Raw genomic sequence first — 23644 nt, 5'->3', positions numbered from 1 at the left:
TACTGCCATTTGCGAAAAAAAGGGGGGAACAGCAGAATAAAAAAGTATGCGCGACGGTATGCGCGGGAGTGACCGCCGAGCGGTTTAGCGGCGCCACCCCGCGCCGCCGCGCTTTTTTTGTGCGTTCCGCTGTTGCGTTGTTGCTTTGTTTGGGGCGCGTGCTTGTCTTAGGCGCCCGCGAGCGCAGCGAGCGGGTGACGAGGCGGCTCTGCCGCCTCGTCAGCGTAGCCGCCGTACTTGTATCAAGACAAGCACGCGTCCCATCGTCACTTACCTACCTTATCTCGGACTTTTCCCGCGATTTCCGTTTGCTGTGAACATGAAAAAAAAGACGCTCGAAAGCGTCTTTTTCAGTACTGATTTTTATTAAATTATTTGAACCGAAATTCATTATTTGGGGTTATGATTTCCTGTATATCCGTTCCTCGGAATGTCAAGTACCATACTGTATAACGTTCATATTCGTTTCTGTTTTCCATTAAAAAATGTATTTCAAATTTTTTGTCTGTGCGGTACAACTCGGCGGCAATCACCATGCTCCAACCGCTGTTGGGGATATCCGCGTTCCATGCAAACAGTTTTTCTTCCTCCCTTTCGAGTATTTCTCCGTTTTTGATAAGCAATTTTTCGCCGTTGTCAAACAGTAAATAGATATCTTCGTTTTCAAAAATGATATCTGTTAAAAACAATTCCGTGTATTCGCTTACCCCGAGCCTTTTTGTCAGATATTTTTCCGCTTTTTCCGTTTCGCGTTCTGCTTGTTTCAGTACACCTTTACATTGCCGTTTCAATTCTCCGCAATAGGGTTTTAATAATCTTTTTACTTCCTCGCTTACATATCCGAACGCAAAAACACCGATATCTGCAACCTTATCCAATATCGTCGGCGGCATATGCTGCAATAATTCTATCTTTTGCCGCAAGCCTTCTTCGAATTTACGGGCGGCATGGTTTTCATCGAACACAAACGGCGCGCCTGCCGCTATCCGCTTTTCGCAAGTTTTTGCATAATACCTGTATATACATTTTCTGAGTTTTCGTTCCTCTTCGGTTATCCCTTGCTCGTTCATTCTTTGTTCGCACAATTCTAAATCCTTGCAGGGATCCGAATAGATTTCGTCAGATTTTTCAATCTCGATAAATTTTAAATAGCGATTTCGATAAAGGTTGTTGTAATAAACGATATTTTGAGTTTGAGCCTGTTTAGACTTCTTTGTGACGCTGTTTATATATGATAATTTGTATTGTATCAGCCATTCTTTCGTTAAATATTTCATTTTGCACTCCTTTCCTTGTATTCTATATATTTTCGAATGTCAATAAATTGTTCAAGAATATGTTCATAATTGTTACATAGTTGACTATAATTCTATTATATGGATTGTGGGTCAATTAGTCAAGGAATTTTATGAGATAAACTATAAGTATGAAATTCGAAGATTTTAGCATAAATTTAGCAAAAGAAAGAATGGCTGCAAATTTATCCGCTTATGAATTAAGTTTAAGAATTGGTAGAGATGCAAGTTATATTCATAAAGTAGAAAACGGTAAAATTAATATAAGTTTGAAAATGATATTGAAGATTTGTGAGGTTTTAGAAATTGAACCCGTTGAACTATTTAAGCCCCCAAGTAGCAATTAAAAAAATCTATCGAAAATTCGATAGATTTTTTTTCGTTCAATTTACGATATAGGCACTCCACCAAATCAAAAAACACAATATATAGTATTTTTGATCAATTACTATATATTGTGTTTTTTTATGTCCTGCTAAAATTCGTAATTCATGGATTATTTTTGTTTTCAAAGATAAAAAGGCGACAAAGGTCAACCCTTTATCGCCTTTTTGAATGACGTCGGAAATCTGTTTTATCCTCTCCCGTAATCATAATCGGGATCATATCCGTTCGTCCAGCCCCGCGTATCAATGTTCAGCGCCGAAATCATCGTTTGGGCTCCCTCGTACAGTTTCTTATCGTATGATGCAAGAAATCTTGCGTCGTCGTATCTTCCTGCGATCCAATACTGAAAACTTTTCGACATCGAACTTTGCGTTGCAACCGTAACGCCCGTCGTCCACTGGCAGGAAGGCGTGCGGGCAAACTCGCCGCGGATATAATCCTCGATTTCCGCGGGGATGATCGTACCGTAAACGGCGCCCACGTACTCGCCCGCCTTTTCATCGACCATGCGGTTGATATTTTCGGGAACCGTTAACCACATCAAGAACAACTTTGCCGCTTGCAGTTGACCTTCACCCTTTTTTTCGACCGCTTGTTTGCAGATATTGAACGATTCCGCAATCGGCGGATTATATGCCCCCTCCCCGAATTCAAAATCCGCACAGTATTCGGACGTTTTTGAATCGGCTAGGGGCGTTGCGAAAATACCGTATTCGAATTTGCGCTCGGCGTTCACGTTTTCCGTGCCGATACGCCACATACCGTCTTCCATCATCGCTACTTTGCCCTGGTTCCAAAGCGGTTCGTAATCGGTGTTTGCCGCGCCCGTCTGCAAAATATTTTCGTATTTGTAGCGCACTTCGCCGTACATCGACATGAGATTATCACGGTTGGGCCCCTGTCCGTAAAAAACGCCCTCATATACGGCGCGCAGCATTTCGTCCTGCGTCATATATCCGTTTTTATCGTAATCCCACTGGTCTTGAATGGCTTTCGCATAGGTTGGTCCGAGCGAAAACTGAATATCCCATGTGTCGACGTTCGCCTCTGCGTTCAATGACCACGGCGCGACAGGTATGTAACCCGCATCTTGTATGATCTTACAGACATTTTTAAACTCCTCCCATGTGCGCGGGATCGACAGGTTCAACTCCTCAAAAATATCTTTATTGTAAAAATACGCCGTCGCCGTTCCGGGATAACACATGACGGGAACGGCGATTGTATTCCCGGCAGCGTCGGTGGTCATATCGCTCGTCCACATATAGTTCGGGAACATATCTTTCCAATGTTCGCTGCCCCGTTCGCCTTCTTCCACAAAAACGTTCGGTTCCTGCAAAATATCGTCCAGACCGATAAACCACCCCCTGTCCGCATATTCCGCGCCGTGCATCATTACAATGTCGGGCGGCTCGTTCGAAGCGATCTGCGTAGTCATCCACTGTGCCCAATCGCCGACGCTTTTCTTATTATACGCCCATCTTACCGTTACATTCGGAAACATCTCGCAAAACTCGTCGGTGATATCCTGAATGGAACGAAAAACGATGGGCTGCTGTTCGGTCGGTTCGGTATTGGTCGTAGGAAGAAGACCGTTCAGATCCACCAACAGAGTCACGGGTTTTCCTTCATTGATCACGATATCGTTCCAGCCGCCGGAAATCGTTTCTTTCTCACCGCCGCAGCCGACGCCCGCCAGGCAAAGCGCGGCGCCGATCACGATCGCCATAGTCCGTTTTAGTAATTTATGCACATTCGTTCCTCCGAATCAAAATTTGACTGCCGCGCTCGTAAGCCCTTCCACATAAAATTTATTGGAAAAGACATAGAGAAGTATTAAAGGTATCGACGAAATCAAGTAACCCGCAAACAGAGTGGGATAACTGCCTGAATTCGCTGATAAGAACTCCTTTTTGATCGCCGCGGCAATGGTCAGCCTGTCCGTTGCCGAAGGTATGGCGATCATCGGCCAGATATAATCGTTCCAGGTGCCGGACAACTGCATGATCGCAAGCGTAAGCAAAATCGGCGCGGAAAGAGGCATACATATGTTGAAATAACAGCGGAGATCGCCCGCTCCGTCGATTTTTGCCGCTTCGAATATGCTTTCGGAAATGCCTTCGAAAAACCCGCGCAGCAGAAAGACCCCGAATACCGACCCGCCCGTGATGATCGGAATGATCAAAATCAGATAAGTATCGGTACCGACCAACTGCTTATACAGCATAAAACTGGGGACGAGCGTCATGATCGCAGGAATCATCATCAGCGCGATCACCATTCCGTAAAGAAAATTTTTAAGGAAAAATTTTATGCGCGCAAACGCAAACGCCGCCAGCGACGATACGACAATGACGCCCAGAGTGCCGACGCCGCCGACAAACACCGTATTTAAAATATAGATCCAGAGTTCATTGACGGCAAAGGCTACGTTTTCGAAATTCAGCGGCAAAGTGGGATACCACTTGGAAATATTGAATTCCGCGGTCGACTTAAAGGAGCACCAGACCGCCATAAACAAGGGATAAACCATCAGAAACAGCAGAACGACGAGCAAAATATGGTCGATCAACTGAGCGGCGTGCTTTCTTTTACGTAACATTAAATCTGATCCCCCTGATTTTTTTTGCCGAGACGGAACGCAAGCAAAGTGAACAGCATAATGACGGCGAACAGAAACGTACCGATCGCACTGGCATATCCCATGCGTCCCGACTGAAATGCCGCCTGGTACATATAGTAGCCGGGAACCATCGTATCATAGCCGGGGCCGCCCTCGGTGAGCAAAAACTGAACGGAATAATCCTGTATGCCTGCAATGAGCCCGTTGATCAGGAAAAATTTGACCTGGCCGAAAATTTGCGGCAAATCGATCAGAAAAATGATCTGCCACGTACCCGCGCCGTCGATCCTCGCGCTTTCGCGGGCCTCCGCGGAAGTTGCGTTCAAACCCGATGTATAAATGAGCACGCTGGTACCCCCGATCCACGGGAACCCCATAAATATGATCGCAGGGATGACCGTGCGCGTATCGTTGAGCCAGTCGACGGTTTCACCGCCGAACATCGTCCATAATGCCGAAACCAAACCGAAATTCGGATCGTAAATATAATCCCATACCAACGTGATGACGACTCCGGGCGCGACCATAGGAATAAGCACCCACAGCCTGTAAAACGATTTCGCCTTGTTACTATTTAAATTGAAAATCATTTCGGCAATGACGAGCGGGACCACGATATTGATGATCAGTTTCGGGATCATGATTTTCAGCAGCGTCAGGCACGACGGCCAAAACACCTCTGTGTCCGTAAACAGTTCAACGTAGTTTGCAAACCCGATGAACGACGATTCTCCGATATCCTTCCAGTCGAAAAAAGAATGATAAATTCCGCTGAAGGCAGGATAATAGGAGAATAAGAGCAGAAAAAAGAAAAGCGGCAAAAGAAACGCATAAGCCTTTTTGGACGCATACAGTTTTTTTCCGACCGAAACGACGCCCCGTCCGACTTCTGACAATGATTTTTTAATAGATCGCATTTCATACCCCCGTCTTTTAAATATCGTAAAAAATATCGTCCGTGGTCATGCCGTCGCCGTCGCTTTGAGAGGGTTTGTACATTTCCAGATCGTACGACCGCTCGGCAGGAACAAAAATAAACAAAGAGTTGTTTTCGTCCCGCACCGTAACCGTGACAGGCTCGGCTTTCGCCGTCGTTCCCGCCCTGTAACACCGATAATCGAACCGTGCATAACCGTCTTCGTCGGTAACGACCCTGCCGACGACGTTTCTGTTCGTCTTGATATACAACGTGTGGTTTTTCCGGGGCGCGCCGCCCTGCGTCACGCGGACGACGAATTCCACGTAAGTTTCCCCGTCCGCCACGCCGATATCCTCTTCCAGCAGCGAGCCGTCGTCGGTATAAACAGGATCCCCCTGCCGCCGTATAGAGATAAATTCGATATCGTACGTCAGCGATATAAGAAAATCCACCAACGCGCCGAGAGCAAAGACGGCTATCAAAGCGCCTATTACGATCAATTTTTTAATCGTGTTCATTCCTATACCCTTCCAAAGAATACGCCATAGCGATATTTTCGTCGCCGTTGTAACAAACGTGCAATTCTTTTTCTCCGTGTACGCGAAAATACAGCCAGGAAATGCCGCTCCATATATCCGTTTCGACGCTGCTTTGCAGAACTTTTTCGCCGTCTGTAACGATCAGCCCTTCCGGATATCCGAGAAGACTGCGCAGCGGCAGACCGTTTCGCTCAAACCGCAAAGCTACGTCTTTTCCATTCGTGCAAAGGACCAGTTCGCTGTGCGCGTCCAATACGAGTTTGCCCTCGCGGGAAACGCGCTGCAAACGTTTCCAACGGAACAGGCGGTAACCGTTCGGAGAAATTTCGCCCGTATAGTTTGTAAAGATCTTTTCTTCCGAATTTACCTTTTCGCCGTTTTCTATGATGCGCTCCACCACGATCGAACAATTTTCCCATTCGGGAAGGCTTAAGGAAAACGGACGGGCATAGGTAGCGGGATTGAGTATCACCGCGTAACCGGTATCGCCTTCCGAAATGCTGTAACCGTACACTTCTGCGCGGCGCGCATCGCCGAGTATGCAGGATGTTTCGTAAATCCCGGCGTTGATATCGTCAAACACGTCGGATACTTCGCGCATATATTCCAAGTCAGAATCGTCCAGAAGATCTACTTTTCCGTATAAATGCAGTTTTCCGCCGCCGCGCATCGCGTTCATCAGCCAGCCGCAACGGAACAACTTTTTGCCGAGCCTGTAAATCGTGGCGGTATCCCCGATCATGGTACCGTGATCGTCGATCCCGCCGAATGGCATCAGCGCGTCGTAGAAATTGCGGATCATGGCGTCCGTATAATACACGAGCGAATCGGCAAGATCGGGGGTTACGATCTCGCTCGGGCGCGGATCGCCGCAATATACATAGTCTACGGATCTGCTCCAATACGGCGAAACCGCAAACCCGCTCTTCTGCTTTACGCTGCCGATCCAATCCAGTTCCGTCGTCCAACCGTTGTAGCAGATAATTTTCAATCCGGGATCGATTTCTTTGAGCCGCTGCGTCATGCGAATAAAGTTTACGATGCTCTTTTCTTTTGATTCCACAAAATCGATCGAATGTCCGTGCGTCGGATTCTTACATTCGAAATACGCAAAATCCAACTTGATCAACTGGACTTTATGGTTGAGGATATGATATCGTATCGCCTCGAACATCATGTCCGCGATCTCGTCGCAGGCAAAACACAGCGAGCCGTTCTCCAAAAGCGTGTCGTATTTTTCCATTCCTTTCAGATGCACGTGTATACAGTTGAGATCGAACCATAACCCGAATTTGATCCCCTTTTCTTCCAGCATTTGAATAATGTAGTCGATGCCTTTGGGAAAAGTGCGCTCTTTAAAACAGATATACGGCTGATTCTCTTCAAACCAGAATGCGTCCATCAAATAATAATCGAAACGCACGCCCGATTTTTTCATCAGTATATCCAATTTATTAATGTTGTTGCGCGTCATTTCTTCGGTCAGTTCGATGTTATCCGACAGATCGTCATGCAGTCCCCAATCGCAGTAGATCTTTAAATTTTCGCGCGGACGCATCTGCTCTATATATCTGCGGAAACTGTTTTCCAAAGAATTTCCGCGGCTGAACGCGAACACGACATCGAACGACTCGAAAGGCGTATCCAATCTGCAGAACGGCGCCTGCATTAAATTCAGCGACTGCCCGTCCTGCCCGTTGTTCGCGGCGGGAAATTCGATCCCGCACCACATAACGTTCCCGATGAATACGGGCTGTCCCTCGCCGCCTCGCTGTAAGGCAAGATTGCATCGGCGATTTTCGCACGCAATGCGGACAAGTTTCCGCTTTGCGTTATCGGCGATACGCACGCGCTTTATGATACGGTAATCTTCGATTTTATAAGAAACTTCCGCCTCGAACCCGTTTCCCGCAAAACAAAACGTTCCTGCGCCCTGTTTGTCCGAACGAAACGTTTTTTCCATTTCGGAAGAAAAATAAGGCCGTATCGCTCCGTTTTCGCTCACATACAGCACAAATTCATCCGCGCCTGAAAAAACGATCGTCGTTCCCGTATACTCATCCTTGCAGACCATTGCCGTATCCGTGAAACAAATATGTATGTGCTCTTGCTTTAAAATAACTTTATTCATCGTTCCTCCGCGTGACTTTTCCGTTTTTCTGAATTGATTTGCGCACTACCAACTCACACGGCACCAATAATTTTACAGGAAATTTACGCTTGTAATTGATTCTTTCCAACAGAAGATCGGTCACAAGCCGCCCGATCTCTTCCTTATATATGCGCACCGTTGTGAGCGGTACGCGGCTGTAACTCGATTTGAGTATATCGTCGTGCCCCGTGACCGACACGTCCTCGGGCACGCGCAATCCCGCGTCCAAAGCCGCATTCATGACGCCGAGCGCCATTTCGTCGTTCATGCAGCACATCACCTGCGGAGGTTTCAGTCCTTGTTCCAGGCGCCATTTCATCATTTCATAGGAACGCCGCATCTCGTTCTCCGCATTGAAACTGAATTGTTTTACAATGTGAAGCCCTATACTTTCCGCATACGTAAAGAGCGCGGGTTCGCGATGTCTGTCTCCGCTCACGATGCCGATCTCTTTGTAACCGAGTCTGGCGATATAATCCAGCATCAGATTGATCGTGCTCGACAGATCGCTGCCGACGAAATCCGCGTTTTCGATGATGTCGCCGTAGATACTGGAAATATACAGACTTTGCCGCCGCAGCCATTGGATCAGTCCGTCGTCGTCGATCGACCCGAATAGAACCAATCCGTCCAGTTTTTTTTCGCATAACGGCTTCTTCTGCCGATATAATTCGTGTACTTCGTCGATGTAATATTGATAAACCTGACAACGGGAATTGATCAGGATCGCCGTGATACCTTCGATGATGCGGTCAAAAAAGGGATTCGGTTTCATAACCGCGCCTTTGTATGTGATATAACCGATACGGATATCGCTCTCCTCTTTTACGGAATTATTCGCCAGCATCCGCGCGTTATAATTCGGGGTATACGACGTGCGTTCGATCTCCCGCAAAATTTTTTCCCGCGTTTGCGGGGTACAACGCAAAGTTTCGTCTCCGTTCAATATCCTCGACACCAAACCGACCGAAACCCCGCATGCACGCGCTATGTCCTTAATGGTTGTCTTCAATGATTCCTCCGATTTGGCCATTCTGTATTGTACCGCGCGTTTTTCAACGCGCGGTACACAGTTTTGCTTATCGTATTATTCTTTACGACGTTTTATTGCAAGCATAAACACCGCGCCGCCTATCGACAAAACCGCTATGGCAACGGATCCTCCGAACAAATAGGAACCGCAGCCTTTCTCCGTATCGTCTTTGTTCGGATCGTCTTTATCCGTATCGTCTTTATCGCCGCCTGGATTGAGCGCCTCTTCCCTGCTAATCGTCTTGAATTTGGCGAGTTGCGAATATCCTATCACGTTGTCGTCGTTGTCATACGCTACGATTTGGATCGCATATTCCGTCGTTGCGGAAAGCCCCAAAAATTCTTCCGCATAAGACGCGCTGCCCGCGTACACAGGTCCCTCGACGGAAAGATGCGTGTACGGCTCTTCCGCGCCCGCAGCGTTTACGGCGTAAACGTAAAATTTGTATGTTTCCGCCCCCTCGAATTCGTTCCATACGGCGCTCGCTTTATTGTAGGAAATATCTTTGACGGATGCCGTAAAACCTTCCGTCGGTTCCTGCGGGCGAATCGTGGTATCCGCCGCTTCGCCGAAAGTCAGAATCTGATCGAAATAAATGGTATGTTTATAATCGTTATCTGCCCAGGCTTCAGAACTGCTGCGCGAATCGCGATGTTTTACGCATAGGCGGATAGTCGCGCCTGGTTCATAGGCGTCGGGAATATAAAATCCGTAATCGAACGTATATTTGCCCTCACCGTAGCCGGTCTTATCCTCCGCCGTCGTAGACATAGCGAGGAGCGAAGGGCTTCCCAGATCGTTATGAATGTGATTCAGCCATAAATCATAATTGCCGCGCGTTTCCAGATAACAATCTTCGGTCCCAAGATATACGTAAATGCCGTCTTTGTTGAAACACGTCGTGGGATCGTTTACTTCCATGCGGAAATAAATATTCTTTGCGGCGGTAAACACTTTCACCGTGCCCGTCGCACCGCTGAGATTGCCGTTGTTCGGCAGCATTTCGTAGGCAGTAGCATTCTCCCAATCCGCTTCTTTCGGCTGCGAAACAAGGTCGGTGACTACAATCTGCAGATCTTCATTGTCGGGCCCGGGCGTCGGCTCAGGATCGGGGTCGGGCTCAGGATCGGGGTCGGGATTCGGAGCAACGGGATCTTTCTCCGAATATTCTCCCAAATACAGAGTATCCGCAAAACGGATCGCGTGCGGGTACGAAGTATAATTATCCGCCCATTCGTTTTCTGCTGTTTGCGCATCGGCGGCAGATATATCCACTTGAATATGCGCTCCCGTTACGAATAATTCCTTTCCGATGTCAAACCCCACTTCCAAATTGTACACGCCGTCGGTATAGACAGAACTCATCTTGATCGGCTGCCCGAAATCTGTATTCCTGTCCGCCATCCAGGGAGCGCCTGAAGGCGAATCCCAGAATTTGCCGCGCGCGCTCGCCGTCTTGCCGCCGATCGTGATCGTGTAATCGGGGCGGTCGGAATCGAATTTCGTCGCGTCCTGCACCTGCATCAAAAAATACAGGCGCGTTCCCGTCGCGAGAAAACTGACCGTACCCGTTGCGCCGGAAGTTCCTTCGCTCACTGCGGTCATCTCATATTTTTCGGCGGAATCCCAATCCGCTTGCGTGATCTCCGTTGTCAAGACGGGAATGACGTTTGTATCCCCGCCCGTTTCCGCGCAGACGCTCACCGCACCGAATGCCAGACTACAGCACAATATTGCCGACAGCAATGCCGTCCATAATTTTTTCATAATTTCCTCCTCCTTATTTATCCATAAAATACATTTCGCCCGCCTTGCGATAATCGTAAGAAGCGTGACAATCGTTCCATGCGATCAACGATTTGAAATCTTTGCTATCACGGTTATCGAACACATAGCAATCGAACCCGAACCCTTCGTATTGCGCGAAGGACGTGCGTATACGCCATTGCATTCTGATCTCCGCCGTATATCCCTGCGCCGAATCCTTTACGACGACTTCCGCGTTAGAAAGCGGATTCCCGTCCCCGTCCGAAACGGTCACCGCGCCGTTTCTCTGCAATTCGATATTTGTCACTTGAGAAAGTTCTTCCGCATAACGTTTTTCGTCGATCAGGCAAAAGACGCTGTCGCTTTCGTGCATGAAAGAATCTTTCACTTCTATAAAGATATAGAGCGCCTGCTCGGTATACCCCATGCGGAAATTTGCCGTTGTATCATTCGGTACCGCGCGGTAATCGGATACCGCCCGCGAAACGGAAAAAGTTTCCGAAACGCCGTACAGATCGTCGCACGTGCCGTCTACCTTCGGTCCGCCGTTCAGTTTATGAATGCCGCACAGCAGATCCGCATACTCCTTGTGCGTTTCCCTGTACGGGGCGATCGTATTTTGCGTGACGACGTGACCGTCAGGCAATACCTGCGTACGGTTGCCGAACTCTTTCGGATTGACGGCCGCAATATGAATATCCCATGTATTGCTGTATTGCCGCCAGTCCTGCCCCGAATCCGCCATCGTTCCTTCCATGTAAGCGACGTAAAAGGTATGGGTATTTACATTGCCGTGCCCGTCGGATATAAAATCGGGATAACAGCGAACGAATCCGCCGCCCGTACTGAGTATATCCGTATTTTTGCCTGCATCCGAAAGCCCCGCATAGGTAAATTCGATCCCGTCGTCCGATTCCATATAATACACGCGCGAAACGCCGTTCTGCGTATATTCGTAAGCCATCATGAATTTCTGCGTCAGCGTATTGAACTTTACGCCGCAGTTGGCGCGGTCGAATACCCTCTGCCCTTCGGAAAAATGGATCCCGTCGTCCGAGGTGAATACATACATCCGATCGCCCTGCTCCAAGGAATAGGTGCAATATACGTAGTATTTCCCGTCATGATATAGAGCCGAAGGCTGCCCGATCCCGTAATAGCCGTTCCCTTGCGCTTGATACTGCGCCATGCTGGCGGCCATCTGTTCATCGGTCATGCGGATCACGGGATACGGCTCGCCGGCATCGCCCTCATACATTTCCCAGTGAATACCGTCCTCCGATCGCGCCATCAAAACGTTATTGTCGAACTCGTAATCGAGCAAAGTCGCGGGCGCCTCGAAATACATGATATACTGCCCGTCTACTTTCAGAACGGAGGGTTTGCCCACGTGCATCTTGATCCAAGTCGTATCCTGCTCGACCGTCATCAATTTCTGCGCGTTCGTCCAGTGTTTCAGATCTTTGCTTTCCGCATACCAGATGGTATCGTAACCGGAATTTCTGCACCACCACATTTGATACGACTGCGTTTCTTCATCCCACAGAATGCTCTGCCCCCAATCGTATTTATCGTCGTAAGGATAGGCGTCCAAGAGACAATCCCCGAGATCTGTGACGGCCATGCTGTTGCCCGACCAACCCGACGGGTCGCCGAAATCGTAATTTTCCGCCAACGTCTCATCTTTTTCGCCGTCCTTATCCGGCTCGGGAGGCGCGCACGCCGTCATGCCTGCCAGCAATGCGATCACCAGCAACAGCAGGACTGCTTTTATACCTTTTTTCATTCCCCCTCCTATTTCGCTTTAATCAGATACACGTCTCCCATCACGTCCAGATAACGGAATGCGTTCCCCGTATTGTCGCTCCAACTCTGCAGCGCTTCCCTGCCGACTTTTCCGCCCATGCAATCGTTGATCTGAAAATCCATGCCGATACATTTATTTTCTTCGATGCGGTCCGCGATGAACTCGTACCATTCGACACGAAACTCGAAAGAATAACCGTAATCGGTTTTGCGGACGCGATGGCGCGGTGCGGAAACGACTCCGAATTCATCGGTGATGTCGTTTGACTTCTCGCCGCCGCTCTTGATGATAAAATCGGTATTGTTGGAGCCCGTGCAAATGATATACTGATCCAGCGTATACGGAACTTCCGTCCCCGTATGATCGTTCGGCACGTCTACGAACACGTCGACGCTGTCCCGCATATACGTATCCAACATACTCGAAATCGCGTAACTGTTATCGACGGTTTTGTCGTATACCTGACCGTATACGTACAAAAATTCTTCGTTCCAAGCCACGTATATTTCCGCCCAACTGTCCGTAAACGTGCTGCCCCATTCGTAGACGGGACGCGTGACCTCGATCTTTGTCGCGCCTGTATACGCCTCATCCTTCTCTCCGTCGATCGCGATCGCGTTGTCCGCCACATAGATCGCATCCGCCGTCGGTCTGGAATACACCTGCGTTCTGTCCCGATATTCCTGTATATTTTTTTCCGTTGCCTTGCCGCCGTTCGGAAGCGTGAGCGGCCTGTTTTCGTATTCGCAAGGATTTACGGCATGAATGTGCCCGTCCCACGTTTTATGCTCGCCGCGCCAGTCGCCCGTCGTGGATTTCGCGCCCTGTAAATGAATGGTATAGAAAGTTTCGGTATCCACCAGCCCGGAAGGATTTTTCACAAACTCGCAAAAACCCGTCTGCACGGAAGAGGTATCGTATGTATAGTAAGTATAAGATTTTGCGGAATTGAAATCCAAAGTATCGCTTTCATAGATCTTTTCGGGCGTGGCCATCATGTATTTCTCGGTTTTCGTATTGTAAGTAACGCCGTACCCGTTGCCGCCCGAGATCTTCCTATGCGTCGATACGTCACCGAACGTTTTACCGTCCTCAGAACTCGCAACGCGAATTTCCGCTATATTCTGCGAATAGATCACGTAACAATACGTCACGTAAAATTTGCCGTCTTTATAGAACGCCGAAGGTTGTCCCGCCCCGTATTCTTTATCGTTCGTATTGCCCATCAACTCTTCGGGCATCGCGATGACGGGGATCGGCTCGCCGTTTTCGTCGCAATAAAATTCCCACTCGATCCCGTCGGAAGAAGTTGCAAGCAAGACTTGGTTATCCCATTCGAGCACCGTTTGCGTAATGTCGGGATCTTCCGAGGCGGGCGCTTCAAAATACATATAATACGTTCCGTCGACATGCAACACGGAAGGTTTGCCGATCATGCCCTTGATATTATCGTATTTTTTAACGTTTGTAGAATTGGGAGAAAGGCAGATGACCCGTTGGACGTTCGTCCAGTTTTTCAGATCTTTGCTCTCCGCATAGTATATGGAATCGTAAATGGCAGGACGGACCCACCACATCTTATATGTACCGTCCTCATAGATAACGCTGTGTCCCCAATCGTAGACGGTATCGTTTATGACGTCCTGCAAATACACGCTGCCCAGGTCCAAAGACGCATAAGCATCGCCCGCCCAACCGCTATCGGCGCCGTAATCGTTGTCTGTATCCACGATTTTCGCAACGGGCATTTCCTGCTTTTTACGCGGAATAAACCCCTCGCTATCGCCGCCAGGATCGACGACAGGCGGTTTGTTATCGTCACCGCCCGAATCATCCCGCTGCGCGCATGCCGCGACCGAAAACAGCATGAGCAGTACCAGAAAACAACACAATATTTTTTTCAAAAAAACCCCTCCTTTCGATGCGGATTTTCTGCTTCCCGCCTCAAATTCGTTTGTACTATATCATACAACATTTGGTTCGTCAATACTAAAAAGCGGTAAAACGTTATACCAAATATTGGCTGTCTTTGATGCGTTTTTGAAACTTTTCGGCAGTATAACGTTATACCCTAAGCGCATATTGACAGAATAAACCAAATATGTTACAATACAAATAAAAACCTTAGGAGCAGATTATGTATTCTTGTTTTCGCCCCGGTAAAACCTGGTACGATACGGACGGAAAGCCGATCCAGGCGCACGGAGGGTCGATTCTGTTTGCGAACGATACCTTTTATTGGTACGGGGAAAATAAAGAGGGAATTACGGGCAGGGCAACGGGTACCGCCTGCCGCTATTGGCATCACGGGGTAAAATTATATTCTTCGAAAGATCTATATAACTGGAAAGACGAAGGGTTGATCATGCCGGAAAGCGCTGACGAGAATAATCCTTTTTATCCCGCACATATCATGGACAGGCCGCACATCATATTCAACAAAAAAACCGGAATGTACGTAATGTGGGCGAAAACGGCGCGGGGAAGTTTTGACGGCGCCGCCTTTTCCGTATGTATCAGCGACGATATAAAAAAGCCGTTTCGTTTTTTACACGAAATCAACTTACCGCCTTTTCACGCGGGAGATTTTGATTTGATCGAGGAAGACGGAAAAGGATACGTCGTGTACGAAAACCCGCACACTTCCATGATCTGCCAGACGCTGACCGAAGATTTTACTTCGTTAACAGACGAATATTCCGAGCATATGAAAGAAAAATGCCCGCCCTTCGTCAGAGAAGCGCCCGCATTCTTTCAGCGCGGGGGCAGAAAATTTTTGCTGACGTCGGGAACGACAGGATATTTTCCCAACCCTTCCCGTTTTGACGAGATCAAAGAACTTCACGGCCGCTGGGTTACGCTCGGGAATGCTTGCCGAAACGATACCGCAAACAATTCTTTTCACGCGCAGTTTTCGTCCGTATTCCGTCATCCGTATAAAAAAGACCTTTATATCGCCCTCGGCGACCGCTGGCTGACAGATCTTTCTCCGCAAATGCCTGATATTCAAAAAGTTTTCCACGGGCTTTTTGACGAAACGGCGCCGAAGATCGCTGCGAATGCCGATCTGTCGACGTTTTCCGATGAAAACACGAGCGAAGCCAAGTATGTCTGGCTCCCCGTCCGATTCGATAAAAACGGCGATCCGTATATCGAGTGGGCTTTCGAATGGCGCATCGATGCGTTTGAAACAGTTTAAATTATAAGGGAGCGTGCCATGCAGCAAGTCTGGTGCAAGCAATTGCTGAAAGAAAAAAATATTACCCTCGCTTTCGTATACACAGCAAAAAGCGAAACTTCACTGCGCCTGAAACTCGCCGCATCCAACGAATACCAGGTATTCGTGAACGGAAAGTTTCTTGCCTACGGTCCCATGCGCAGCGCGCACGGTTATTCGCATATACGGACATATCCGCTCGTCCCCGACGAAAACGGCCGCATCGCGGCTGCGGTTCTCGTATGCGGCGCGCAGATCAATTCTTACGACCGCGTAAACGAACAGCCTTTTTTTGCCGCGGAGATCCTTTCTTCGGGGCAAATCATCGCAAATTCGCTCGATTTTAAAGCGTTTCATGTTACAGACCGCCTGCAAAAGGTGCAGCGTTACAGTTTTCAGCGCACCTTTACGGAAAGTTACCGCATAACTTCCGACAGAGAAAACCTTTTGCGCGGCTTGCCTTGTAATTTCCCTGTGGTTGCCCTTTCGGAAATAAACGGCAATACCCTTTTGCCCGAAAATTCTCTTTCCGAACCCGATTACCATTTTGTGACGGGCAAGGCATACGAGCAAGGGAGGGCATTTACGGACGAAAACCGTCCGATCTACCGCGACCGTTCCCTCACAGGCGAAACTTGCGTCGATGGATTTTTGCGCTTTGACGAAAATATTCTGGAAGAGGTCCTCAGCGCGGAAGCGGGAAAAATCGTATGCCGACCCGACAGCGATCGGGAGCATCGCCTGACTTCCAACAGATACGTCGCTTACGACCTTGGGCAAAATACTTCCGGATTCTTTCGTTTTTGCGTGAATGTTTTCACAAAAACGACGCTCTACTTTCTTTTTGACGAGATCGCGACTCCCAAAGACGGCGAAGGGCTGTTTATCGATATCAACCGACTGCAATGCTGCAATGCGATCAAATACGTTTTCGAAAAGGGAAACTACTCCGTTACATCGTTTGCCCCCTACACCGCAAAGTATGTCCGCGCCGTTGTGTTGGAAGGCGCGGCCGAAATCAATGATTTTGGCATGGTGACTTACGAAAACCCTGACGATTCGTTGGATTTTACTTGCGAAGACGGGGATCTGATGAAAGTGATCGGCGCCGCCCGCGCGACTTTTCGGCAAAACGCCGTTGACGTTCTGACCGACTGTCCCTCCCGAGAACGCGCAGGCTGGCTATGCGACAGTTATTTTACCGCCCGCGCCGAAAAATTTTTAACGGGCGAAAACCGCGTAGAAAAGAATTTTCTGCAATCTTACCTGCTTGCCCCCGAATTTTCTTTCGGCAAAGGCATGGTGCCGATGTGTTACCCCGCCGACCATATAGACGGCGTCTATATCCCCAACTGGGCGATGTGGTTCATCGTCGAACTCAAGGATTTCCTTGCCCGCACGGGCGATCGTGAATTCGTGGAGCAATGCAGAGATAAAGTATACGGTATCATCCGCTTTCTAGATTGCTATCTCAACGAGTACGGACTTTTGGAAAATTTGGAAAGTTGGGTGTTTCTGGAATGGAGCAAAGCGAACGAATTTGTCGGCGGCGTGAATTTCCCAAGTAATATGATGTATGCGCTCGCACTGCAGAGCGCCGCCGAACTCTACGGCGACGAAGAATTTTCGATAAGACATAAAAAAATGCAGAAAACCATCTGCGCCATGTCATATAACGGCGAATTTTTTGTAGACCAGGCTTTGCGCGACCGAAATCACGATCTGATTCTGACAAACAATATCAGCGAAACATGCCAGTACTACGCTTTTTGGACAGGTATTGCGCAAAGAGAAGACTACCCCGTTTTATACGAAACCATGTTAAAATATTTTTCAAACAGGGATCCCGAAAAGGTTTATCCTTACGTGTACCCTTCCAATGCGTTTATCGGTCGTTTGTTGAGAATGGACTACTTTTTAAGGCAAAAGGAATACGCGACCGTATTGAACGAAGCAAAAAAATATTATCTGCCCATGGCGCAAAGCACGGGAACGTTATGGGAAAACCTGACTACGATCGCCAGTTGCAATCACGGTTTTTCCGGATACCTCGCATATATTCTGATTCATGCGTATAGAGCCTCCGACGGCCTTTCCCTATGATCGCATACAAATAAAAAAAGCCTGAAACGTTACACCTTTTCAAAGATGTTCGGTTCGGGCTTTTTGACTGCGCAACTATAATTTTTCGGCAAAACACATAAAATTGGAAAAATGAGGCAAATTAGGAGAAAATAACCGTTAAGGAGGTTTTCCCCAATGAAAAAAAGTAAAATCGTTTTGCTGACGGCCGTCATCGGCTTGACATCGCTCATATGTGCGGGCAGCGTATGCGCGTTCGCCGATACGACGGAAACGACGGCAGGCATCGACAACGCGCATCTGATCGTCATGGGTTGCGCCGACGTACAGGGCGAAGCGGACGAATGCGTCATCAGCGGCAGCATCGAGGCGATCGGCAACGACATGGCGGACGCCGAAAAAAAGAGCGGCGAAATTCTCGCAAAGGCGCGGGAAATTTTCAAGCCCTACGGCGAAGTTTGCGAAAATCATTACGGCGTATATCCCATGTACGAGAGCAACGGCTATACCGCAACGCGCTATCTCACTTTTACGACCGATAAGACGGACAACATGAACGAGATCCGCGAAAAACTCGCATCTGCGGGTGTGAATCGTCTGGACGGCGTCTGCTACCGCATGAAGGACGATTCTGCGCTCAAACTGCGCGCTTTGCAACTTGCGGTGGAAAACGCAAAGGCGAAAGCCGCGGCGCTCGGCGCGAGCGGCGAACTCGTGAAAGTGGAGGAAATTTCCTGTTACCCCACCTTCCGCGACTGCGGCGACGGTAAATACGACAACGGCGTGACGTACACCGCCAGCGTGCGCGCGGTATTCGCAACTTTTCCCAAAAAAGAACACGAACAAAAACTCCCCGAAAACAAGAACGAACCGCAGGAACCCGCTGCGAACCGATAACAGAAAAGAGCCGCCCAAAGGGCGGCTCTTTATTCAAACAGACCGAGAAAATATGCGTCGAGTTCGTCCCAGACGGGGGAATCTGAAACGCTATCTCCCGCCGCGAGACGGATTTCCTCGAGCGAACTTTCGATATATTCCTGCAGGGCGGGCACGCGGGCGATCATACTCGTTTCCATGCCCTCTTTTTTCTTTTGCAGCAATGCGTCCACCTCGCGGATAAGCGGCTCGGGCAACTCCTCTTTGACAAGCGTATCGAACAGTATGGGCGGCGGCAGATTTTTATCGATGATCCAGCGGCAGGCGAGCAGCGGCCTCAATGCGTAAAGATACTTTTTCATGCGCACCGTTTCGCCCTGCAAAAAGTTTTTCTTCACCCCGTACGCAGTGCTCCAATAGTGATAGAGCGCGGCTTTGGGTGAAAAATAACGCAGCGCGAGCGCGCGGAAATCGTCAAACTTGCGGCTCGTGCGATAGACGATGGGAGAATTGCACCATTCGAACAGCGTCGGGTTGGATTTATAGAGCAATACGAGCGCCTTGCGGATATCCCAGCCGTTGATGTCGAGCACCTCGTCGAGCTGCCATTCGATGACGTCGCGCGGCGGTTGCAGTTTCAGATAATCTTCCCTGCTGCGCACGTAGAGAAAGCGGACGTCGTAGTCGCTGTCCTTGGAGGCGAAGCCCCAGGCGCGGCTGCCCGATTCGACGGCCATGATGACGGTGACGTTCTCTTTCTCTTCGATCTCTTTCAGTTTTCGTTCGATCTCTCGGGTTATGCTCTGCATATCTGCATTATATCACAAGCGACGCCGTTTGTCAAAAGGGATTTTCGTCGGGATACAGGCAGTTTGCTGGGCGGGGCGTACCTACGTTTGCGACGCCGAGAAGTTTCAAGACTTCGAACAGCGCTTTACCGACGTTGCCGCGCGCCACGCCCGCGTGGTGCGGGAAGTTGTTTTCTATGAGCACGTGGCGGTAAAAGCGCCCCATTTCATGCACTGCGAACACGCCCACCGTACCGAACGTATGCGTGGGCAGATCGAGCACTTCGCCCTCCGCGACGTACGCTTTCAGGCGGGTATCCGCGCCGCTCTGCAAGCGGAAAAGCGTAACTTTGCCGTCGGCGATCTCCCCTTCCAGCGTGCCGCGCGTAATATCGGGCTCGCCGTCGGGTTCCAAAGAGCGTTTCATGATGAGTTGATATTTCATTTTGGGTTTTTTCAGCAGACAAGGGCTGCCGTTTCCGCAGTGGAATCCCATAAACAGGTCGGTGATGCGGTAATTTTCGACTTCCTTCGCAAGGTCTGCGGGCACGGTGTTATTGATATCGAGGAGCATTGCGGGCGCATCGGACACGCATTCGAGAATAAACTCGGTGAGCGCGCCGTAAATATCCGTTTCGCAGGCGACGGGAATGCCGCGCGCGGCGAGCCTGCCGTTCACGTAACAGGGAACGAAGCCGAACTGCGTCTGGAACGCGGGCCAGCACTTGTTCGCGAACACGCCGAACTCGCTCGCGCCGAGATGGCTTTCGTACCAATCGAGCAGCGTGATCTCGTACTGCGCGAGTTTGGGAAGGATACCGGGATAACAGTTGCCCTCGCCGAGTTCCCCTTCCATTTCCGCAACGAGCGCAGGAATGCGCTTATCGTCCTTATGCGCGTGAAACGCCTCGAACAGGTCGAGTTCGCTGTTCTCCTCGATCTCCACGCCCAGATCGTACAGCGCCTTGATGGGCGCGTTGCAAGCGAAAAAGTCTTTGGGGCGGGGTCCGAAGGAAAATACTTTCAGTTTTTTGACGCCCACGATCGCGCGGGCGATCTTTGAAAAATCGCGTATCATCGCGGCGACTTCCGACGCGGTGCCGACGGGATATTCGGGTATGTAGGCGCGGATCCCTCGGAGATTGAGATTGTAACTCGCGTTGAGCATGCCGCAGTAGGCGTCGCCCCTGCCCTGCACGAGGTCTTCTTTGCTCTCTTCCGTAGCGGCGGCGAACATGACGGGTCCGCCGAATTTCTGCGCGAGCATGGTTTCGGGCGCTTCGGGGCCGAAATTGCCCAGATAGACAACGAGCGCGTTGACCTCCGCCCTTTTCAGTTCTTCGAGCGCGGCGAGCACGTCCTTTTCGTTTTCCACGACGACGGAACAGTTATACAGCCCTTTGCCGTATTCTTTGACGACGCGTTCTTTTCTCTCTTTGGAGAGAGTGACGGGAAAACAGTCGCGCGAAACCGCGACGATGCCGACCTTGATTTCGGGCAGTTTTAACATAATTCTTGCAACTCCTTAAAATTATTTTTCAAAGCGGGATACAATCCGCAATAAATCCGATAGAATTTCCGATATTCGCGCGTTTTTTCGGGGTCGGGCGAAAAGCGTTCGGTAATGCGTATCATGTTGCGGCAGGCGGTCTCCACGTTTTGATAGACGCCCGCGGCGACGCCCGCAAGGATCGCCGCGCCCAGCGCGCCCGCCTCGCCCGAATTGGTGGCGACCGTCTCGCAGCCGAATACGTCGGCGATCATCTGTTTCCACAGCGCGCTCTTCGCGCCGCCGCCGCCGATACGAATCTCGCGCGGCGAATTGCCCATTTCCCGCAAGATTTGCAGACAGTCCAGAAGGGAAAAACTCACTCCCTCCATGACCGCGCGCGCGAAATGCGCTCTCGTGTGGCGGGGCGTAATGCCGAAAAACACCCCTTTCGCGTCCGCGTCGAGATGGGGCGTACGCTCGCCCATCAGATACGGAAGGTACAAAAGCCCCTCGCATCCGACGGGAACCGACGCTATGTCGGCGTTCACGATCGCATAAATGTCGTCCGTCTCTTTCGCCCGTTCGGCGTAAAAATGATCTTTGAACCATTTCATGGACAGCCCCGCGCCCTGCGTGACGCCCATCACGTGCCATTTGCCCCGCACCGCGTGACAGAAGGTGTGCACGCGCCCTTTCGCATCCGCACGGGGCGTTTCCGTATGCGCAAAGACGACGCCGCTCGTGCCGATGTTGCAACTCACGATACCGCTCTCCACGATGCCGTTGCCGATGGCGGCAGCCGCCTGGTCGCCCGCGCTGCCCGCGACCGCGGTCCCCTCTTTCAGCCCGCAAACTGCCGCGGCGGCAGCACAGACCCTTCCGCCGCACTCCGCGCTTTCCACGATGCGCGGCAGGAAACGGCGTTCGATATGTAACTTTTCGAGCACCTCGTCGGAATAACAACGCCCCGCGATATCCATCAACTGCATACCGCTCGCATCGGAAACGTCGGTGATGAATTCGCCCGTCAACACAAAGCGCACGTAATCTTTGGGAAGAAGGATATGCGCGGTCTTTGCCCATATTTCGGGCTCGTTTTTTTGCACCCAGCGTATTTTCGAGGCGGTAAAGCCCGTGATCGCGGGATTGGCGGTGATCTCCGTCAGCCGTTCTTTGCCGACGATTTCCGTGATCTCGTCGCATTCAGCCTGCGTGCGCTGATCGCACCAGATAATGCTTTTCCTGAGAACGCGGCACGCTTTGTCGAGCAGAACGAGCCCGTGCATCTGCCCCGATAGCCCGACGCCTTTGACCTTGTCGGGCGCGATCCCCGATTTTTCCAACACCTCGCGGACGGTCGCAAGGACGGCTTCCGCCCAGTCCCTCGGATCCTGTTCCGCCCAGCCGCTCTTGATCTGATAGAGCGGATATTCCCGAAACGCCGTTTCGACGATCTTTCCCGTTTCGTCGAACAGCACCGTTTTCGTGCCCGACGTTCCCACGTCGCTGCCGATCAAATATTGCATTGTTACTCCTTTCGTGCACGTGCACGGTCATCTACGAAAATTGCCCCGTACTACGGGGAAAACTCAAATATTATACTGCATACGGATCGCCAGATCGGTATAAAAGCGCTCGTTTGCGGGACGCTCGCCGAGCAGGATATCGAACATATTTTTGAGCGCCGCGTAACCTTGCCGCGCGGGCTGTTGGTCGATGGTGGCAAGCACCCTCCCCTGCCGCACGTATTCGCGCGTGGCGGGAATGAGATCGTTGGCGATGATAAAGAGCGGTACGCCGCTTTCCGCGACCGCCTCGACCGTGCCCGCAACGCCCGCCGCGGCGACGTAGACGGCGCAGAGCGCAGGACGGTTTTTCAGAAGACGCGCCGTCTTTTCGTACGCGGTTTTGTCGTCGTCGTTACATTCCAGAATTTCCGCAACGCGCAGATCCGTATCTTTTAAAACCGAGCGGAAGCCGCGCACGCGGTCGTTATGCCCGAGCATCTTGAACGAGCCCGTGACGATCGCGACTTCTCCTTGTCCGCCCGTGGCGAGCGCAGTGATTTTTGCCGCCGTCTGACCGCTCTTGTAATAGTCGCACCCCACGTACAGCACGCGGTCGCTCCCCTCCACGTCCGCCGTGACGGTGACGGCGGGCTTTCCCGCAGCCGCATAGACGCCGATCTCCCGCGCGATCTTCGCATCGTCGATGGGCGTGAACACGAGCCCGTCTACCTGATCGAAGAGCGAACGCATGGCAGAAATCTGTTCCTCCACGTCGTACCCCTTGATCTCGCGGCGCAAAACGGAAAAGCCGTAATCGCGGTATTCCCCGAGCGCCTCTTCCACGCCGCGGTACACCTCTTCGAAAAAAGGATTGCCTATGGAGTTGGTGATCACACCCACGACCATGGGCCGTTTGCTGCGCACCAGCGCCACGCCCGCGCGGTTCGGGGTGTAACCGCTTTCCTCGACGATGCGGCGCACCCTCTTTTCCGTTTCCGGATTGACACCGCCGCGGTTTTTCATCACGCGGTCGACGGTGCCGCGGGATACGCCCGCCCGTTCGGCAATTTCTTTCAGCGTCATTATATCTTCCTTGCGTGCACGTGCACGATCTTTGTTGATCCGATTATATCACGCGCCGCCGCGCTTGTCAAGATTT

General features: G+C 50.5%; 18 protein-coding genes. 4 read left to right on the top strand and 14 right to left on the bottom strand.

Annotated elements, in window-relative coordinates; translation table 11 throughout:
• Positions 1 to 371: 371 nt before the first annotated feature.
• The gene (locus ESZ91_RS08195) at positions 372 to 1070 is read right to left on the bottom strand and encodes a DUF4085 family protein (RefSeq protein ID WP_161971026.1); all 699 of its coding nucleotides are present in this window, start codon (positions 1068 to 1070) and stop codon (positions 372 to 374) included.
• Positions 1071 to 1426: 356 nt separating this feature from the next.
• Between ESZ91_RS08195 and ESZ91_RS08190 the strand changes: the two genes are divergently transcribed.
• Entirely contained in the window at positions 1427 to 1642 is a 216-nt protein-coding gene (locus tag ESZ91_RS08190; RefSeq protein ID WP_129224083.1) for a helix-turn-helix domain-containing protein, read from the top strand.
• Positions 1643 to 1869: 227 nt separating this feature from the next.
• Here ESZ91_RS08190 and ESZ91_RS08185 read toward each other — a convergent pair whose 3' ends face one another.
• The 9 genes from ESZ91_RS08185 to ESZ91_RS08145 form a co-directional block, all read right to left on the bottom strand.
• A complete protein-coding gene (locus ESZ91_RS08185; RefSeq protein ID WP_129226008.1) occupies positions 1870 to 3435 on the bottom strand; it encodes an ABC transporter substrate-binding protein in 1566 nt (521 codons plus the stop codon).
• 15 nt (positions 3436 to 3450) lie between these two features.
• Positions 3451 to 4284, bottom strand: coding sequence for a carbohydrate ABC transporter permease (locus ESZ91_RS08180; RefSeq protein WP_129226005.1), 834 nt, complete (start codon positions 4282 to 4284; stop codon positions 3451 to 3453).
• A complete protein-coding gene (locus ESZ91_RS08175) occupies positions 4284 to 5222 on the bottom strand; it encodes a carbohydrate ABC transporter permease (RefSeq protein ID WP_129226002.1) in 939 nt (312 codons plus the stop codon). The genes ESZ91_RS08180 and ESZ91_RS08175 overlap by 1 nt, the downstream gene beginning before the upstream one ends.
• A 16-nt stretch (positions 5223 to 5238) precedes the next feature.
• The gene (locus tag ESZ91_RS08170; RefSeq protein WP_129226000.1) at positions 5239 to 5742 is read right to left on the bottom strand and encodes an Ig-like domain-containing protein; all 504 of its coding nucleotides are present in this window, start codon (positions 5740 to 5742) and stop codon (positions 5239 to 5241) included.
• Complete coding sequence (locus ESZ91_RS08165) at positions 5729 to 7894, bottom strand: alpha-galactosidase (protein WP_129225997.1); 2166 nt, start codon at positions 7892 to 7894, stop codon at positions 5729 to 5731. The genes ESZ91_RS08170 and ESZ91_RS08165 overlap by 14 nt, the downstream gene beginning before the upstream one ends.
• On the bottom strand, positions 7887 to 8927 hold the full coding sequence (locus ESZ91_RS08160) for a LacI family DNA-binding transcriptional regulator (RefSeq protein WP_161971102.1): 1041 nt from the start codon (positions 8925 to 8927) through the stop codon (positions 7887 to 7889). The genes ESZ91_RS08165 and ESZ91_RS08160 overlap by 8 nt, the downstream gene beginning before the upstream one ends.
• Positions 8928 to 9002: 75 nt before the next feature.
• Positions 9003 to 10715, bottom strand: coding sequence for a DOMON domain-containing protein (locus tag ESZ91_RS08155; protein WP_129225991.1), 1713 nt, complete (start codon positions 10713 to 10715; stop codon positions 9003 to 9005).
• 13 nt (positions 10716 to 10728) lie between these two features.
• Positions 10729 to 12501 (bottom strand): sugar-binding protein, encoded by a 1773-nt coding sequence (locus ESZ91_RS08150; protein ID WP_129225988.1) that lies wholly within the window; start codon positions 12499 to 12501, stop codon positions 10729 to 10731.
• Positions 12502 to 12509: 8 nt separating this feature from the next.
• Complete coding sequence (locus ESZ91_RS08145; protein WP_129225985.1) at positions 12510 to 14426, bottom strand: sugar-binding protein; 1917 nt, start codon at positions 14424 to 14426, stop codon at positions 12510 to 12512.
• 233 nt (positions 14427 to 14659) lie between these two features.
• On the opposite strand from ESZ91_RS08145, the gene ESZ91_RS08140 reads away from it, so the two are divergent.
• From ESZ91_RS08140 to ESZ91_RS08130, 3 genes are all read left to right on the top strand, one after another.
• Entirely contained in the window at positions 14660 to 15721 is a 1062-nt protein-coding gene (locus ESZ91_RS08140) for a family 43 glycosylhydrolase (protein WP_129225982.1), read from the top strand.
• 18 nt (positions 15722 to 15739) lie between these two features.
• Positions 15740 to 17842, top strand: coding sequence for an alpha-L-rhamnosidase-related protein (locus ESZ91_RS08135; RefSeq protein ID WP_129225978.1), 2103 nt, complete (start codon positions 15740 to 15742; stop codon positions 17840 to 17842).
• 156 nt (positions 17843 to 17998) lie between these two features.
• On the top strand, positions 17999 to 18718 hold the full coding sequence (locus ESZ91_RS08130) for an SIMPL domain-containing protein (RefSeq protein WP_129225977.1): 720 nt from the start codon (positions 17999 to 18001) through the stop codon (positions 18716 to 18718).
• Positions 18719 to 18747: 29 nt separating this feature from the next.
• Here the strand turns inward: ESZ91_RS08130 and ESZ91_RS08125 are convergent, their stop codons facing one another.
• The 4 genes from ESZ91_RS08125 to ESZ91_RS08110 form a co-directional block, all read right to left on the bottom strand.
• A complete protein-coding gene (locus ESZ91_RS08125; RefSeq protein WP_129225975.1) occupies positions 18748 to 19506 on the bottom strand; it encodes a nucleotidyltransferase domain-containing protein in 759 nt (252 codons plus the stop codon).
• 31 nt (positions 19507 to 19537) lie between these two features.
• Complete coding sequence (locus tag ESZ91_RS08120) at positions 19538 to 20995, bottom strand: L-fucose/L-arabinose isomerase family protein (RefSeq protein WP_129225973.1); 1458 nt, start codon at positions 20993 to 20995, stop codon at positions 19538 to 19540.
• On the bottom strand, positions 20989 to 22503 hold the full coding sequence (xylB, locus tag ESZ91_RS08115; protein ID WP_129225971.1) for a xylulokinase: 1515 nt from the start codon (positions 22501 to 22503) through the stop codon (positions 20989 to 20991). The genes ESZ91_RS08120 and xylB overlap by 7 nt, the downstream gene beginning before the upstream one ends.
• A gap of 63 nt (positions 22504 to 22566) precedes the next feature.
• Positions 22567 to 23568 (bottom strand): LacI family DNA-binding transcriptional regulator, encoded by a 1002-nt coding sequence (locus ESZ91_RS08110; RefSeq protein ID WP_129225969.1) that lies wholly within the window; start codon positions 23566 to 23568, stop codon positions 22567 to 22569.
• Positions 23569 to 23644: the final 76 nt, after the last annotated feature.

The sequence above is a fragment of the Candidatus Borkfalkia ceftriaxoniphila genome (assembly GCF_004134775.1).
Classification (GTDB): Bacteria; Bacillota; Clostridia; order Christensenellales; family Borkfalkiaceae; genus Borkfalkia; species Borkfalkia ceftriaxoniphila.
This window is presented reverse-complemented; position numbering and strand designations above follow the sequence as displayed.